This window comes from Paractinoplanes aksuensis, assembly GCF_024137025.1.
GTDB lineage: Bacteria > Actinomycetota > Actinomycetes > Mycobacteriales > Micromonosporaceae > Actinoplanes > Actinoplanes aksuensis.
Genome location: NZ_JAMYJR010000018.1, coordinates 118190 through 133110 on the forward strand (window position 1 = coordinate 118190; position 14921 = coordinate 133110).

13 protein-coding genes and 1 tRNA gene are annotated in these 14921 nt (G+C 71.1%); 4 read left to right on the forward strand and 10 right to left on the reverse strand.

The genetic code is table 11. The features are described from left to right. The first annotated feature begins 40 nt into the window (after positions 1-40). Entirely contained in the window at positions 41-2449 is a 2409-nt protein-coding gene (locus tag M1L60_RS18010) for a bifunctional polysaccharide deacetylase/glycosyltransferase family 2 protein (RefSeq protein WP_253238682.1), read from the forward strand. A gap of 57 nt (positions 2450-2506) precedes the next feature. Here the strand turns inward: M1L60_RS18010 and M1L60_RS18015 are convergent, their stop codons facing one another. Both M1L60_RS18015 and M1L60_RS18020 read right to left on the reverse strand, forming a co-directional pair. Continuing rightward, entirely contained in the window at positions 2507-3751 is a 1245-nt protein-coding gene (locus M1L60_RS18015; RefSeq protein ID WP_253238588.1) for a GAF domain-containing sensor histidine kinase, read from the reverse strand. A gap of 70 nt (positions 3752-3821) precedes the next feature. Next, complete coding sequence (locus M1L60_RS18020) at positions 3822-4691, reverse strand: hypothetical protein (protein WP_253238589.1); 870 nt, start codon at positions 4689-4691, stop codon at positions 3822-3824. A 103-nt stretch (positions 4692-4794) separates the two neighbouring features. Between M1L60_RS18020 and M1L60_RS18025 the strand changes: the two genes are divergently transcribed. Further along, complete coding sequence (locus tag M1L60_RS18025) at positions 4795-5691, forward strand: aldo/keto reductase (RefSeq protein ID WP_253238590.1); 897 nt, start codon at positions 4795-4797, stop codon at positions 5689-5691. Continuing rightward, on the forward strand, positions 5688-6473 hold the full coding sequence (locus M1L60_RS18030; RefSeq protein ID WP_253238591.1) for an SDR family NAD(P)-dependent oxidoreductase: 786 nt from the start codon (positions 5688-5690) through the stop codon (positions 6471-6473). Before M1L60_RS18025 ends, M1L60_RS18030 begins: the two co-directional genes overlap by 4 nt. Before the next feature lie 34 nt (positions 6474-6507). On the opposite strand, the gene M1L60_RS18035 is transcribed toward M1L60_RS18030, so the two are convergent. From M1L60_RS18035 to M1L60_RS18065, 7 genes are all read right to left on the reverse strand, one after another. Further along, entirely contained in the window at positions 6508-7329 is an 822-nt protein-coding gene (locus M1L60_RS18035; protein ID WP_253238592.1) for a CPBP family intramembrane glutamic endopeptidase, read from the reverse strand. Between the two features lie 447 nt (positions 7330-7776). Continuing rightward, positions 7777-7850, reverse strand: a tRNA-Ala gene (locus M1L60_RS18040). Between the two features lie 79 nt (positions 7851-7929). Next, a complete protein-coding gene (gene sepX, locus M1L60_RS18045) occupies positions 7930-8658 on the reverse strand; it encodes a divisome protein SepX/GlpR (RefSeq protein ID WP_253238593.1) in 729 nt (242 codons plus the stop codon). A gap of 154 nt (positions 8659-8812) precedes the next feature. Further along, complete coding sequence (locus M1L60_RS18050) at positions 8813-9433, reverse strand: GNAT family N-acetyltransferase (protein WP_253238594.1); 621 nt, start codon at positions 9431-9433, stop codon at positions 8813-8815. Further along, positions 9430-10737 carry a molybdopterin molybdotransferase MoeA gene (locus M1L60_RS18055; RefSeq protein ID WP_253238595.1) on the reverse strand — a complete coding sequence of 436 codons (1308 nt, stop codon included), beginning with the start codon at positions 10735-10737 and terminating at the stop codon, positions 9430-9432. The genes M1L60_RS18050 and M1L60_RS18055 overlap by 4 nt, the downstream gene beginning before the upstream one ends. Further along, complete coding sequence (locus M1L60_RS18060) at positions 10734-11642, reverse strand: UTP--glucose-1-phosphate uridylyltransferase (protein WP_253238596.1); 909 nt, start codon at positions 11640-11642, stop codon at positions 10734-10736. Before M1L60_RS18060 ends, M1L60_RS18055 begins: the two co-directional genes overlap by 4 nt. 48 nt (positions 11643-11690) lie before the next feature. Beyond that, positions 11691-13673: a sensor domain-containing diguanylate cyclase gene (locus M1L60_RS18065; RefSeq protein ID WP_253238597.1), complete on the reverse strand. Its 1983-nt coding sequence runs from the start codon at positions 13671-13673 to the stop codon at positions 11691-11693. Positions 13674-13755: 82 nt separating this feature from the next. Between M1L60_RS18065 and M1L60_RS18070 the strand changes: the two genes are divergently transcribed. Beyond that, positions 13756-14367, forward strand: coding sequence for a 5-formyltetrahydrofolate cyclo-ligase (locus tag M1L60_RS18070; protein ID WP_253238598.1), 612 nt, complete (start codon positions 13756-13758; stop codon positions 14365-14367). A 252-nt stretch (positions 14368-14619) separates the two neighbouring features. On the opposite strand, the gene M1L60_RS47855 is transcribed toward M1L60_RS18070, so the two are convergent. Continuing rightward, positions 14620-14883 carry a hypothetical protein gene (locus tag M1L60_RS47855; RefSeq protein ID WP_253238689.1) on the reverse strand — a complete coding sequence of 88 codons (264 nt, stop codon included), beginning with the start codon at positions 14881-14883 and terminating at the stop codon, positions 14620-14622. Positions 14884-14921 lie beyond the last annotated feature (38 nt).

The following is a 14921-nucleotide window of genomic DNA, read 5'->3' on the forward strand; positions in this document are numbered from 1 at the left end:
CCCCGCTCACAAGGCCCCGGCGCCCAACACCCCGCCGCCGATGCCGAGCAGCCGGCAGCGCACCCGCGGCCGCGGCCCGGTCCGGCGCCGTCTGCTCCCCCGCCCCCGCGTGCTGCTCGGCACCCTGCTGGTGTTCGTCTTCGTGGCCGTCCTGGTCGTCCAGGCCTACGTGAACGCCGAGTTCAAGGGCGACCACGTCGAGACCGAGGTCGGCGACAACGTGACCGTCCCGGCCGAGGTTCTCAACGGCGGCCCGGTCATCAACACGACCGGCGGTCAGGAGAGCACCAGCCGCATGCCGGCCAAGACCATCGCCCTCACGTTCGACGACGGCCCGGATCCGACGTGGACGCCGCGGGTTCTCGACGTGCTCAAGAAGCACGACGCGCACGGCACGTTCTTCGTGGTCGGCTCCGAGGTGTCCCGGCATCCGGCCCTGGCCAAGCGGGTCACCGACGAGGGCAACGAGCTCGGCCTGCACACCTTCACCCACCCCAACCTGCAGCTGCTCGCCCCCTGGCGGCGCACCCTGGAGCTGTCGCAGACCCAGGTCGCTATCGCCCGGGCCACCGGCGTGCACACCAACCTGGCCCGCTTCCCGTACTCGTCGAAGAACGCCGCGATCGACGACGAGAACTGGAAGATCATCAAGAACGCGGGGCGGCAGGGCTACCTGGTCGTCGTGAACGACACCGACAGCCAGGACTGGCAGCGGCCCGGCGTCGGGCAGATCGTCAAGAACGCGACCCCGGCCGGTGAGGCCTCGGCCGTCATCCTGTTCCACGACGCCGGCGGCGACCGGCAGCAGACCGTCGACGCGCTCAACCAGTTCATCCCGATGATGAAGGCGCGGGGCTATTCGTTCACGACGGTCACCGAGGGCCTCAACCGCACGATCGAACAAAGCAACACGGCCGCGGCGAAGGGGGCCGAGCCCGTACCGAAGCTGGCCGAGAATCCGGAGGCCGCCGGCAGCGACGTCTGGCGCGGCAGCGCGGTGATCTGGACCGTGCGGGTGGCCGACGGTCTGGTGTGGGTGATCGCCATCCTGTTCCTCGTCGTCGGTGCGCTCACCATCGGCCGTACGGCGTTGTTGCTGTTGCTGGCGACCCGGCACACCCGGCAGCGCCGCAAGCCCGGCTGGAGCTGGGGTCCGGTCGTGACCGAGCCGGTGTCGGTGATCGTGCCCGCCTACAACGAGAAGGAGGGCATCGAGGCCGCGGTGCAGTCGCTGGCCGGCGGCGACTACCCGCACATCGAGGTGGTGGTGGTCGACGACGGCTCCACCGACGGCACGGCCGCCCTGGTCGAGCAGATGCGACTGCCCAACGTGCGGGTCGTCCGCGTGCCCAACGGCGGCAAGTCGAACGCCCTCAACACCGGCATCGCGCTGGCCCGGCACGACCTCATCGTCACGGTCGACGGCGACACGATCTTCGAACCGGACTCGATCCGCAAGCTCGTGCAGCCGTTCGCCGACCCGACGGTGGGCGCGATCGCCGGCAACGTGAAGGTCGGCAACCGCGAGAAGATGGTCGCGGCCTGGCAGCACATCGAGTACGTGATCGGCTTCAACCTGGACCGCCGCCTGTACGAGGTGCTCGGCATCATGCCGACCGTGCCCGGCGCGATCGGCGCGTTCCGCCGCGAGGCGCTGGCCCAGGTCGGCGGGATCAGCGACGAGACGCTGGCCGAGGACACCGACGTCACGATCGCGATGCTGCGGGCGGGCTGGCGGGTGGTCTACACCGAGGACGCGAAGGCGTGGACCGAGGCGCCGGCCACTCTGGAGCAGCTCTACCGCCAGCGTTACCGCTGGAGCTACGGCACCATGCAGGCGATGTGGAAGCACCGCCGGGCGCTGTTCGACAAGGGCCCGTCGGGTCGCTTCGGGCGGATCGGCCTGCCCTTCCTGGCCCTGTTCGGCGTGGCCCTGCCGATGCTGGCCCCGGTGGTCGACATCATGCTGCTGTACGGCCTGGTCTTCTGGGAGCTCGAGGAGACCGTGGTGGCCTGGCTGGGCATGCTCGCCCTGCAGCTGTTCACCGCGGCGGTGGCGTTCCGCTTCGACAAGGAATCGCTCAAGCCGCTGTGGCGGTTGCCGTTGCAGCAGTTCGCCTACCGGCAACTGATGTATCTGGTGCTGATGCAGTCGGCGACCACGGCCCTGACCGGCGGCCGGCTGCGGTGGCACAAGCTGCACCGGGCCGGGCTGGGCCCGCGGTCGGCCACGGTGCCGCCGCCCCCGCCCATGCCCGAGGTCGCGCCCGTCATCGACACCTGGCCGTCGACCCTGGGCCAGGGCCGGCCCGACCTGCACCCGGCGGCGGGCCGCGCGGTCGCCCGTCCGGCCGTACCGACCCAGACCGTCCGCGACCTGAACCCCGAGGACCTTCCGTCAGCCGGCTCGCCCCCGGGTGGCGGCTCCGGCCCGGTCTACACCGGGTAATGCGTCGGCCCGCGCCTCGCTCGAACTGCAGCCGAGCGAGGCGCGGGCCGATGTGTCCTACGCCGCGATCAGGTCGTCGAGCATCGCGGCCGGGTTCAGGTCGGCCGACGGGAACACCACGTGCAACGAGGTGCCGTCACCGGGCCGGTCCGACAGCGCCACGGTCGCGTGATGCGCGTCCAGGATCTTCTTGGCCACGGCCAGACCGCGGTCGGGCCCGGGCACGGTGGCCGGGTTGGCGATCGCGCCGTAGTACAGGTGCGGGAACAGCTCGGGTCGCATCCCGTCCGGCAGGTCCATGTCGTCGAGGCGCACCGCCGGGCCCGACTCGATGTCGGTGCCGACCCGCACCCGCCCACCCGACGGCGTGTACTTCACCGCGGCGAACAGCAGATGGGTGAGCACCTGCTCGAGTCGTACGGGATCGGCGATGATCGGCAGCGTGGGCCCGTCGGCCTGGTTGAGGATCCAGATCTGTTTGGTGGCGGCGATCGGGCGCACCGCCTCGACCGCGCGCCGGGTGATGCGGGTGAGGTCGATCTGGCGCATGTGCAGGCTCTCGGCCCCGAAGCCGGTCTCGGCCATCTCGGTCAGGTGGTGCAGCAGGTCGGTGAAACCGCGGATGTGCCCAGCGGTAGCCCGCGCGACCTGATCGGCCAGGTCGGCGTCGTGCCGGCCGGTCCGGCCCAGCTTCTCGAGGTACGCCGCGACCACCCGCAGCGGCGCCCGCAGATCCCCGCCGATCAGCCCGGCCAGGTCGTCCTTGCGCCGTTCCAGCTCCTGCAGCCGGGCCGTGGTATTGGCCAGCGCGACCGCGTGCCGTCGCAACTCCATCTGCGAGGTCACCTGCCGGGCCAGCGCGCGCAGGGCCTGCAGTTGCTCGATGTCGAGCCGGCGCGGCTGATCGTCGACCACGCACAGCGTGCCCAGCGCGAAGCCGTCGGTGGTGACCAGCGGCGCCCCGGCGTAGAAGCGGATGCCGTTGGCGCAGTCGACCTGCGGGTTGTCGGCGAACCGCGGGTCCTTGGTCGCGTCGGGCACGACGAGCAGGTCCCGGCCGAGGATCGCGTGGGCGCAGAACGAGATCTCGCGGTCGGTGTCGGTCTCGTCCAGGCCGACCCGGGCCTTGAACCACTGCCGGTCCATGTCGACCAACGTCACCAGCGACATCGGGGTGCCGCACACGTTCGATGCGAGCGCGACGATGTCGTCGAAGTCCTGTTCCGGCGCGCTGTCGAGAATGTCGAGGGCGTACAGCGCCGCGAGCCGGTCGGTCTCGTTGTCGGGAAGGGGAGCTTTCATGAGGCACCTCCGAAGGCTTGCTTCAGAGGTACCACACGAAAGTAGCAATACCGACTTTTGGTACGGGCCCTCAGGCGGTCAGCGAGCCCGCCGGGCGCCACTGCTTCAACGGCTGGGTCGCCACCGGCCAGCCCAGGTGGGTGCGCAGCTCTTCCGGGGTGCACAGGATGTCGGCGCCCAGCTCGACCTCGGCCACCTTGCGGGCCGCGATCGGGTCGGGGTCGTAGCCGTACACCTCGGGCCACTGACGCCGCAGCCGGGGCTCGCCGCCGAACGTCGGGTCGGCGTTCTCGAGCACCATCGGGTCGCCGTAGACCGCGCCCTGGGCGCCGGCCAGCAGGCCGTACCAGATCGCGCTGCACAACCGGTTGGACACGACCCGCTTGTGACGGCGCAGCTCGGCCAGCTGGCGGACCAGGAAGTCACGGTCGTGGTCGCGCCACCAGAAGCCGCGGTAGCCGTGGCAGATGACCCGGAAGCCGGCCTTCTCGTACAGCCGGCGGATCGCCTTGACCTTGTGCTCGTTCCAGTACAGGCAGACCGTCAGCGGGCCGGTCTCGTGCGCCTTGATCTCGTCGATCAGCCGCTGGTGGTCACCCATGACCTCCTGCCCCTCCCAGCCGTGGAAGGGGTAGAAGATGGTGCCGTCGCGCTTCGACTCGTCGACCGGCGTCTCGTCCATCTCGAGCAGATAGGCGAAGGGCGAGCCGACCGCGATGACGTCGCGCCGGCCCTGCGACCAGGCCCGGCGGCGCAGCTGGTCGGACCAGACCAGCAGGCGGCTGCCGTCGACGAACGGGACACCGGGGGCCATGCCGTCGCCGATGTTCCACCCGTGCTGCAGGTAGCCCTGCATGCGCGGCGGGTGCATCCAATCGTCCAGCTGGGCGTAACGGGCAAGCAGGTGAGCGTGACCGTAGTAGTAGTTGGCGTGGTGCATACCCTCATCCAGACAGCGCAGCGGTGGGCGATACGTTCAAGCCGTTCGGCGAGCGATTGTACCGATCCGAAGAGACCACCAACCAACGGCGTGAGGGCAACTGATGAATGACCAGGCGGGGCCGGTCGTACCGGTCCGGGCGCGGGGCGCCTACCGCCAGTCGGCGCTGGTTCTCGGCACGGCTCAGCTCGGCGGGGCGTACGGCATAGCCAACCGCACCGGAATGCCGGACGACGACGCGACCGCGCGCATGCTGACCGCGGCCCGCGACCTCGGCGTCACCCACGTCGACACGGCCCGGGCCTACGGCGACAGCGAGCGCCGGCTCGGGGCCGCTCTGCCCGGCCTCGACCTGAACGTCATCACCAAGATCGGCCCCGGCGCTTCCGTGGGCGAGAGCCTGGCCACCAGCCGGGAGGCGCTGGGGATCACCGGCCCGCTGACCGTCCTGCTGCACCGCGCGGCCGACGTCCCCGCCGGGTGGGCTGACCTGCGGCAGCGCCTCGCCACGGGCGAAGCCGACCGCATCGGGGTCTCGGTGCAGTCCCCCGACGAGCTGCGCCAGGTGCTGACGCTGCCCGACCTCGGCTACATCCAGCTGCCGTGCAACATCCTCGACAAGCGGTGGCACTTTGAGGGCGATTTTTCCGACATAGTGGTCACCGTGCGGAGCGCCTATCTTCAAGGCCTCCTCGCCGCCGGCCGCGATGTGACCTGGCCGCACCTGCCCGACGCCGAGCGCGACGCCGTCGTCGCCACCCTCGACCGCCTGGCCGCCGAGTTCGGCCGCGAGGACCGTACGGATCTCTGCCTGGCCTATCTGCTCTCCCTGCCCTGGGTGACCTCGCTGGTGGTCGGGGCCGAGACCGAGGACCAACTGCGCCGCAACACCGACCTGATCAGCCGCAAGCCGCTGACCGACGCCGAACGGGAGCACGCGCTGGCCGCGCTGCCCGAGATGCCGGTGCAGCTGCTCGACCCGAGCCGGTGGAACTCATGATGACCCTGGAAGACCTTTTCGGCCTGCGCGGACGGGTGGCCGTGGTGACCGGCGCGACCGGCCGGCTGGGCCAGGTCATGGCCGAGGCGCTGGCCGCCGCCGGGGCGACGACGTATCTGGTCGGCCGCGATCAGGGCCGGCTGGAAGCGCTGGCCGACAAGCTGGGCCCCAGCTGCCACGCCGCCCGCTGCGACGTCACGGTCGACGAGGACGTGGCCGCCCTCGGGGCCCGGCTGCATGAGGACCATGGCCGGCTGGACGTGCTCGTGCACAACGCGCACGTCGGCCAGGGCGGCTCCCTGCGCAACGCCAAGCCGTCCGACTACCTGGCCGCGGCCGATCTCGCGCTGGGTGCCCTCCAACGCCTGCTCGACGCGACCCGCGACCTGCTCGAGGCCGCCTCCTCGGACAGCTCGCCGTCGGTCATCACCGTGGCTTCCATGTACGGCGTGGTCAGCCCGAAGCCGCACCTGTACGACAATCCCGAGGCCGGCAACCCGCCCTACTACGGCGCCGTCAAGGCCGGATTGGTGCAACTCACCCGGTACGCGGCGGTCGAACTCGGGCCGGCCGGCATCCGCGTCAACTGCGTGACCCCCGGCCCGTTCCCGGGCGACGGCGGCGACCCGGCCCTGCTGGCCCGCCTCGCCCAGCAAACGCCCATGGGCCGCGTCGGCGACTCGGCCGAGATCGCCACGACGGTGCTTTACCTGGCTTCGCCACGCTCCAGCTACACCACCGGCGCCAACATCGTCGTGGACGGCGGCTGGACCATCTGGTGACCTGATCCGCGTCGACCGCTGCCTGCTCGCCCTTTCAGGCCGCCGCGTTCTTCCGCTCCCGCAGCCGCACGAACACGAGCATGGCGATGTTGACCGCTCCGAGAATCAGCACGGCCGCATCACCGGTGTCGGTCGACCGGTCGATGGAGAACGGCTCCCCGTCCGACATGAGCGTGTTGACGCTGGTGAACAGGACGTTGTTGGCGACGTGGAACGCGACCGGCGCCTCGATCCCACCGCTCATGATCGCCATCAGCCCGGTCGAGGCGCTGATGAACGCGTAGTACCCGAACAACCAGGGATCCGAAGACCCGTGCAGCAGCGCGAACCCGAGGCTCGACACCACGAGACCGAGCACCAGAGCCGGGCGAACCGCACGCACCCACGACGCGGCGGCCGGCAAAGCGGCGCTGTGGAACATCAACTCCTCACCGAGCGCCTGCAGCGGCGTGGTCAGCAAAGTCAGCACCAGAATGACGACCGTCGTGCCGGACACCCCGAAAGCGATCCACCCCGGAGAGTCCGGGGCGACCAGCGCCACCACCCCGATCCCGACGGCCACCAGCACCGCGGCGCCAACCAGATACTCCCCCAGCCGACGCCGGTCGAAGACCCGCGGCGAACTGATCAGCCGACGCCAGGGCACCCCGGCCAGCCGAGCCAGCAGCAGAATCGCCACCACACCGGCGGCAATGGTGGCCAGGTTCACGGCCAGAAAATTCAACGGCGTCAGGGTCGCCGACATCGGGTCATCGCTGCCCTCGATGACCCCGACCAGCTGATACCCCAGAACCTGAAACACCAGCAACGCCACCGGCGGCACAAGAACGACCAGAAGCGGCTTCCACCAGCTCATACGCAGATGCGCGCCAAAGGGCCGCGCATCGTCAGGGACTGCGCCCATCAAGATTTCCTTAGGACTCGAGGACAATGCCTCGCGAGTGGAAACCCTGTTCCCAGGCCAGGGTCAAGCGGCTCAGCTGACTCCCACGATCCGAAGGTGCCCTTCACACTCAATAGGTCGCAACGCGGGCTTCAGGACACTCGACCCGAGCAACCACCCACCACCCACCACCCACCAACCGCAACAGACCGCAACGCGGGGCTTCAGGGCACTCGACCCGAGCAACCACCCACCACCCGCAACAGACCGCAACGCGGGGCTTCAGGGGCACTCGGCCCGAGCAACCACCCACCAACCGCAACAGACCGCAACGCGGGGTTTCAGGGGGCTCGGCCCCCTGAGCAGAAATGCGAAACGGCCCCCGGTTCGCGCTTACCGCGAACAGAGAGCCGCCAGACGTGGAGCTGTGGGGATTTGAACCCCAGACCCCCTCGATGCGAACGAGGTGCGCTACCAGACTGCGCCACAGCCCCTTACCAGCCCTCGGACAGCTGTCCGGGGAACCGCAGCAAGGCTAACAGGTTGTCAGCCATCGCCGCGAACCGACCCCTCTTATGCCGTGTGGTGTCGGCCGCCCGCCTCGTAGGCACGGCCGCGCAGGCCGCCCACCCGGCGGTAGTACACCGACGGCGCGGCAGCGGGCGGCTCGTCGCGGTCGAGGCCCATCGCCGTACGCCGGGCCGCCTCCCTCTGGGCCGCCAGCTGCTTCTGCTTCTCGCGGCGGTCGCGCGCCCGCCGGGCCTGTTCGCGGCGGACCATCGCCTGCTGGGCGGCCAGCCACGCCGCCTCGCGGGCCTCGACGCGGCGCCGGCGGCGGTCGGCCAGGGCTCGGTTGCGCAGGTGGACCAGGTCGAAGGCCAGCAGCATGCCGGTGACGGCGAAGCCGATCCAGAAGCCGGGGCCGACCGCGGCCACGCCGACCAGCTCGATGATGTTGAGCAGCAGCAGGGCCGCGAAGACCCGGCGCCGGCGGACGACCGCGGGGGTGTGCCGGCGTTGCGGCGCCCGGCGGACGGGGCGGCGACCCGGCGTGACCAGACGCAATCGGCGCTGCTGCTTCGGCAGAGCCGGAGAGACCGTAACCGTGACCAGCCGTCCGGGGTTGATCGGTCGGCGTCCGGGCACAGTGCGTCGACGGCGGTGGCGCTGCAGCACCCTCGCCGTGGACGACGCCCGCTCCGCGGCGAGCCGCTCGGTGGCGTCGTACCGGCGAACGAGCGCCGGCGCGAGGGCGAGCAGTCCGGCCGCGGCGAGGACGGCGAGGAGCACCGAGGTCGGCACCCTCACCCCTCCCGTCAGCTACGGGCGGTCCGCTTTACACGTCTCCGGTGGCGGACCGCAAGACCCAATCTCCCCGAGGCTACGGGCGCGAGCTGCGGAAACACGCTCGACGCGCCGGGCGTGTCGGGGTTGAGGATCAATAGGCACACGGGGGTCAGGCCCGGACGCGGCGCCAGCGGGCCATCAGGCCGCCTTCGGCCGCGATCTCCTCGCTGGTCAGGGCATATCCAAGATGATCACGCCAGGTGCCGTCGATGTGCATGTAGCGCTGGTGGTACGCCTCCTCGCGGAAGCCCAGCTTCTCGACCACGCGACGGGACGGGTGGTTCTCGGGGCGGATGTTGACCTCGATGCGGTGCAGCCCACCGGGGCCGAACGCGTGGTCGACGGCGAGCGCCAGCGCCGTCGGGATCACGCCGCGGCCGGCGGCCCGATGGTCGACCCAGTATCCGGCGTACGCGGAACTGAAGGCTCTTCGCACGATGTTGCCGAGGTTGAGATGGCCGACCAGCCGATCCTCGTAGAGGACCGCGAACGGCATGCTCTCGCCTTTACGGGCGGCCCGGCGCATGTCTTGATAGACGTAGCCGTAGGCCCGGGTCGAGTTCATCTCGGACCACGGGCCGGGTGGGGCCGACTCCCAGGGGGCGAGCCACTTCTGGTTGGCGATGCGCACCTCGGACCAGGCCCGGCCGTCGCTGCGTTTGTAGGGTCGCAACACCACCGGACCGTCCGCCAGCACGGCGGGCCATCCGGGTGTGGACCCCAGCATCATCGCCTCCGGTCGAGTAACAGCACGTCAACGGTCGAGCCGGCGGCTGCCGTGGTGACCCGTTCGCCGAGCACCAGCAGTCCGTTGGCCTCGGCCAAACCGGAGAGAGTGTACGGCCCACCGGCCAGCGGTTGCACCGTATGTCCGCCGCCGCGCCGCTCGGCCACGTGGGCGGGCCGGAATTCGCGCAGCCCGCCGGGGGACGACACGGTTTCGAGCAGGTGGGCCTTGACGCTTTTGCGGAAGACCGGTTCGGCCCCGGCCAGCAGCTGGATGACCGGGCGGGCGAGCACCTCGAAGCCGATCAGCGCGGCCCCGGGCTCGCCGGGCAGGCACACGACCGGCACCTCTTCGCCCCCGACCGTACCGAAGCCCAGGGTGGCGCCGGGGCAGAGCGCGACGTCGGTGAATTCGACGACGCCGCGGCCGGGGTCGCGGCGCGAGAGCACCCGGCGCAGCATGTCGCCAGGGCCGGTGCCGGTGCCACCGGTGGTGATGATCAGGTCGGCCCGCAGCGTCTGGTCCTCGAGCAGGCCACGCAGGCCCTCGGGGTCGTCGTCGCAGATTCCTATTCGGTACGCCAGGGCGCCCGCCTCGACCGCGGCCGCGGTCAGCGCGTGCGAGTTGGCGTCGACGACCTGCCCGGGCTGGCTGGGCCGGCCCACGTCGACCAGTTCGTCGCCGGTGGCCACGACCACGACGCGGGGGCTGGGCCGGACGACGACGTGACCGATGCCCGAGGCGGCGAACGTGGCCACCATGGGCGGCGTGACGTAGGCCCCGGCCGGCGCCAGCACCTGCCCGGCCGCGATCTCGTCACCGGCCCGGCGTACGCCCGATCCCCGCTTCGGCGCGTGCAGGATCTCGACCGCGGCCATGCCCTGGTCGGTCCAGTGCACGGGCACGACCACGTCGGCGCCGATCGGCAGCGGCGCGCCCGCGGCCACCGAGAAGCACGTTCCTGGGTTGAGCCGCACCGGCCGCCAGCTGGCCGCGCCGAGGTCGCCGACCACGTTGAGCCGCACCGGCCGCCCGCCCTCGAACCGCCCGAAGGACGGGTGCGAGCCGACCCGCCCGGCGCCGGAGAGGTCTTCCCAGCGGGCCGCGTAGCCGTCGATCGCGGCCTGGTCGAAGGCCGGGAACGGGTGCGGCGCCAGCACGTCGTTGGCCAGCACGTTGCCGTGGGCCTGGGTCAGGTCGAGGTCGAGCGGAGGCAGCGCCCGGAGCCTGCGCAGCACGCTGCCCAGGTATTCGGCGAGAGGCTTCAGCTCGTTGGCGGCCGCCTCGGCATCGGCCGTGGCCGTCATCCCCTCGCACCGCCGGCGACGAACTCGGCCAGCCAGCTCCGGAACTCCTCGCCCAAGTCGTCGCGCTCGGCCGCCAGCATGACGACGGTCTGCAGGTAGCCCAGCGGCATGCCGGTGTCGTAGCGGTGGCCGCCGTAGATGATGGCGTGCACGGGAACGCCGTCGGCCAGCAGTTGCGCCATCGCGTCGGTCAGCTGGATCTCGCCGCCGCGGCCAGGCTTGGTGTTCTTGATGGCCTCGAAGATGCTCGCCGGCAGGATGTAGCGGCCCAGGACGGCCAGGTTGCTCGGTGCGTCCTCGGGGTCGGGCTTCTCGACCAGGCCGGTGACCTCGACCACGCCGTCGTCCGACGGGGTGACCGCGGCGATGCCGTAGCGCGACGTCTCCTCGGGCTTGACCTCGCCCAGGGCCAGAACAATTCCCCCCGTACGGGCCTGAAGCTCGATCATGGCGGGCAGCAGCGGCTTGTCCGGCTCGACGAACTCGTCGCCCAGCAGCACCGCGAACGGCTGGTCGCCGATGTGCGCGGCGGCGGTGCCGACGGCGTGCCCCAGGCCCAGCGCTTCGCCCTGACGGACGGTGTAGATGTCGGCCAGCTCGCTCGTGCGGCGCACGGCGGCGAGCCGCTCGAGGTCGCCCTTCTTCTCGAGCCTGTCCTCGACGTCGGGCCGGCGGTCGAAGTGGTCGACCATCGACGTCTTGCCCCGGCCGGTGACCAGCAGGACGTCAGTGAGGCCGGCGGCGGCCGCTTCCTCGACGATGTACTGCAGCACGGGCCGGTCGACGATCGGCAGCAGTTCCTTGGGCACAGCCTTGGTGGCGGGCAGGAACCGGGTCGCCAGGCCGGCGGCTGGGATGACAGCCTTCACCGCCCGGCGGCCGGACTCTTGCTCGTTCGAGGTCATCAAGGTCACCGCACCTTCGCTCAGTCGTGCCCGTGGTATGCCGCGAGACTAGCGGCCACGACGGTGTTGCGGCGGTCGTGGCCCGCTGGGCACCGCCGTTGTCGGATCAAAATCTCCATCTTGATCGCCTGGTGAAACCCCTGACTTCGTCACATCCGCGGGCTCGGCCAACCGATATGTGTCGCGTCCGGCGTTTTTGGCCGCGTACAGCGCCCGGTCGGCCGCCCCGAGCACCTGCGGCGAATTCTCGCCGTGCTCCGGATAGACCGCCACTCCGATGGACACGCTGATCGGCACCGGGATGCCGTCCACGATCACCGGGCGTTCCCGGACCGCCGCGCCCAGCCGTTCGGCGACGATCGCCCCGCCGTACGCGTCGGTCTCGGGCAGCAACACTACGAACTCCTCGCCACCCTGGCGGAAGGCCACGTCGACCTCGCGCAGACCGACCCGGATGCGCCGCGCGAACTCGCCCAGCACGGCGTCGCCGGCGGCGTGCCCGTACGTGTCGTTGACGTCCTTGAAGTGGTCGAGGTCGAGCACCAGCACCGCGAGCATGCGCCCGAAGCGGCTGGCCCGCTCCACTTCCCGGCGCAGCGATTCGCGCAGGTAGCGGTAGTTCCAGAGGCCGGTCAGGGGGTCGGTCAGCGAGAGCCGCTGGGCCTCCTCGTGCATGCGGACGTTGTGCACGGCCACCCCGGCCTGCCCGGCGAACGTCCGCAGCGTGCTCAGGTCGGAGTCGTCGAACGTGTCGCCGCCGACCCGGTCGTAGAGGGCCAGCACGCCCAGCGTCTCGGGGAACGGGGCCGGATCGCCCGGTTCTTCGGGCACGCCCGGCGCACAGATGGGCACCGCCACATAGGTGCGGCAGGGCGGTTCGGACGAGGCGAGTTCGCCCCGGCCCCGGCGGGGTTCCCCGGTCGCGGCGACGCCGCCGAGAACCCCCTCGCCCAGCGGCAGGCGCTGCTGCGGCAACTCGGCCTCGGGCACGTCCCAGCGTCCGGCCAGGCCCAGCCCGCACTGCGCGACCAGCTGGCCCGACGAGTGGTCGATCAGCAGCACCAGGCCGGCCCGGGCGCCGGTCGCGGCCAGCGCCGTGCGCAGGATGACCTGCAGGATGCGGTGCAGGTCGTGCGTACTGGACAGGGTCTCGCCGAGGATCGCCAGGTGTCCCCGCAGCTGGTCGCGGCTGGCCGTCAGGGCCTGCACGTAGGCCTGCAGCTCGCGGGTCATCCGGTTGAAGGTGGCGGCCAGCCGGCCCAGCTCGTCGGGGTGCGGGATGGGGACGCGGGTGTCGAGCTCGCCGTCGGCCACCCGGTCGGCGGCCCAGGCCAGCTCGCCCAGGGGCCGGGTGGTGGAGTGGGCCAGCCGGCGCGCCACCAGCACCGCGGCCAGGGCGACGGCCAGCACGACGGCCGGGAGGACGGCGTACAGGAAAGCGGGTTGGTGTGATGGCACGGTGACCGTGAGGAAGAGGGGCTGGCCGGGCTGAGGGGTCAGGCGCCGGCCCTCGTCGGCGGGCTGCTCGGGCGACGTGAAGGTGACCTCGGCGCCGGCCGCCGCGGCGAGCCGGGTCATGAAGTCGTGGTCGGTGGCCTGGGCCGCGACGACGGTGAGGTCGCCGGTGACGGCCCGGGCGGCCACGGCGTTCGAGCTCTGGCCGGCGACCTCGGTGGCCGGGGTCGCGCAGTCCTGCCAGCCGTCGAGCTCGTCGGTGGCGCCGGGTGGACGGGGCGGCGGCGTGGTCGCGACGATCCTGATGTCGGTGGCCAGACCGCGGGCGATGAGCTGGCCGACCACGTCCCAGCGGGCGTCCGGCGGCACCACGGCCACCGCGTCGGCCGCGGCCTGCAGCTGGCGGCAGGTGGCGGCCAGGCCCGTGCGTACTGTCGTGGCGGCGTGGTCGAGCCGCTCGGCCGTCCGGTCCCGGCTCACCGTGGCGACAGTGACGGCGACAAAGATGGACCCGAGCAAGACCGGACCGAGAACGACCACCAGGAACGCAGTGGTGAGCCGGCCACGTAGCGTCACGCATCCTCCCGGCTGTGGCCCTCTTTGGAGCGATGCTGACATAGTGTGCACCGTTTGCCGCTTTTCACAAGGGGGGTGTTGCATGTCCGATTCAACCCGTGACGCGGAAGGATCTCGGTCGGTCAAGATCGCGCTCCGCAATCGGCTCCTCACTTCCCGTCGCTCTCTGACGTCCAACGAGTTAGCGGCGGCGGCCGCACAGGTTCAACGGCAAACCCTTTCCCTCGTACGTCGTGAGGGGGCGGCCGTGGTGGCCGCGTACGTGCCCATCGGGTCCGAGCCGGGCGGGCCGGGGCTGGTGGAGGCGCTCGCCGCTCAGGTCCGCGTGCTGCTGCCCGTCCTGCAACCCGACGGCGACCTGGACTGGGCTGCCTTTTCGTCGCTCGTCGCGGGGCCGCGTGGCCTGCTCGAACCGGTCGGGCCGCGGCTCGGGGCGGCGGCGATCACCACCGCCGACCTCGTGCTGGTGCCGGGGCTGGCCGTGGATCGCTCCGGTGTCCGGATGGGCCGCGGCGGTGGCTCGTACGACCGGGCGCTCTCGCGGCTGCCGGCCTCGGGCGGCCCGTTGGTGGTCGCGCTGCTGCACGACGGCGAACTGGTCGACACGGTGCCGGCCGAGCCGCACGACCGCCCGGTTCAGGCGGTAATCACCCCGGGCGGGGGCCTGACCGTTTTTGCCGATCGGCCGGTGTGAGCGCTCAGACGCCGGTCCGAGTGGACGAAATGACCTCCGATGGCGCAACATTGGCACTCGGAACTGGCGAGTGCCAGCCGACAGATCCGGAGGAGCCGTGCCTACCTACCAGTACGCCTGCACCGAGTGCGGACATCAGCTCGAAGCCGTGCAGTCGTTCTCCGACCCGGCGCTGACCGAGTGCCCGGACTGCGCCGGCAAGCTCCGCAAGGTCTTCAACTCGGTCGGCATCGTCTTCAAGGGCTCGGGCTTCTACCGCAACGACTCCCGCTCGGGCAACGTGAGCGCCGAGAAGTCCGGAACCAACGAGACCGCCAAGAAGTCCGAGACGTCGTCCACGTCGTCGAGCGACTCGTCCTCGTCGTCGTCCACCCCGTCGACGTCGTCTTCGTCCACGTCCTCGTCCACGTCGTCGTCCAGCTCCTCGACCACCTCGTCGTCGAGCTCGAGCAGCGGCACGAAAGCTGCGGCCTCGTCCTGACCCACCTCGCGGTTTGTCGCACCGAGGTTGTCCACAATTCCGCTCTGTCCACAGGCCCGGGGCGGGCGATCTT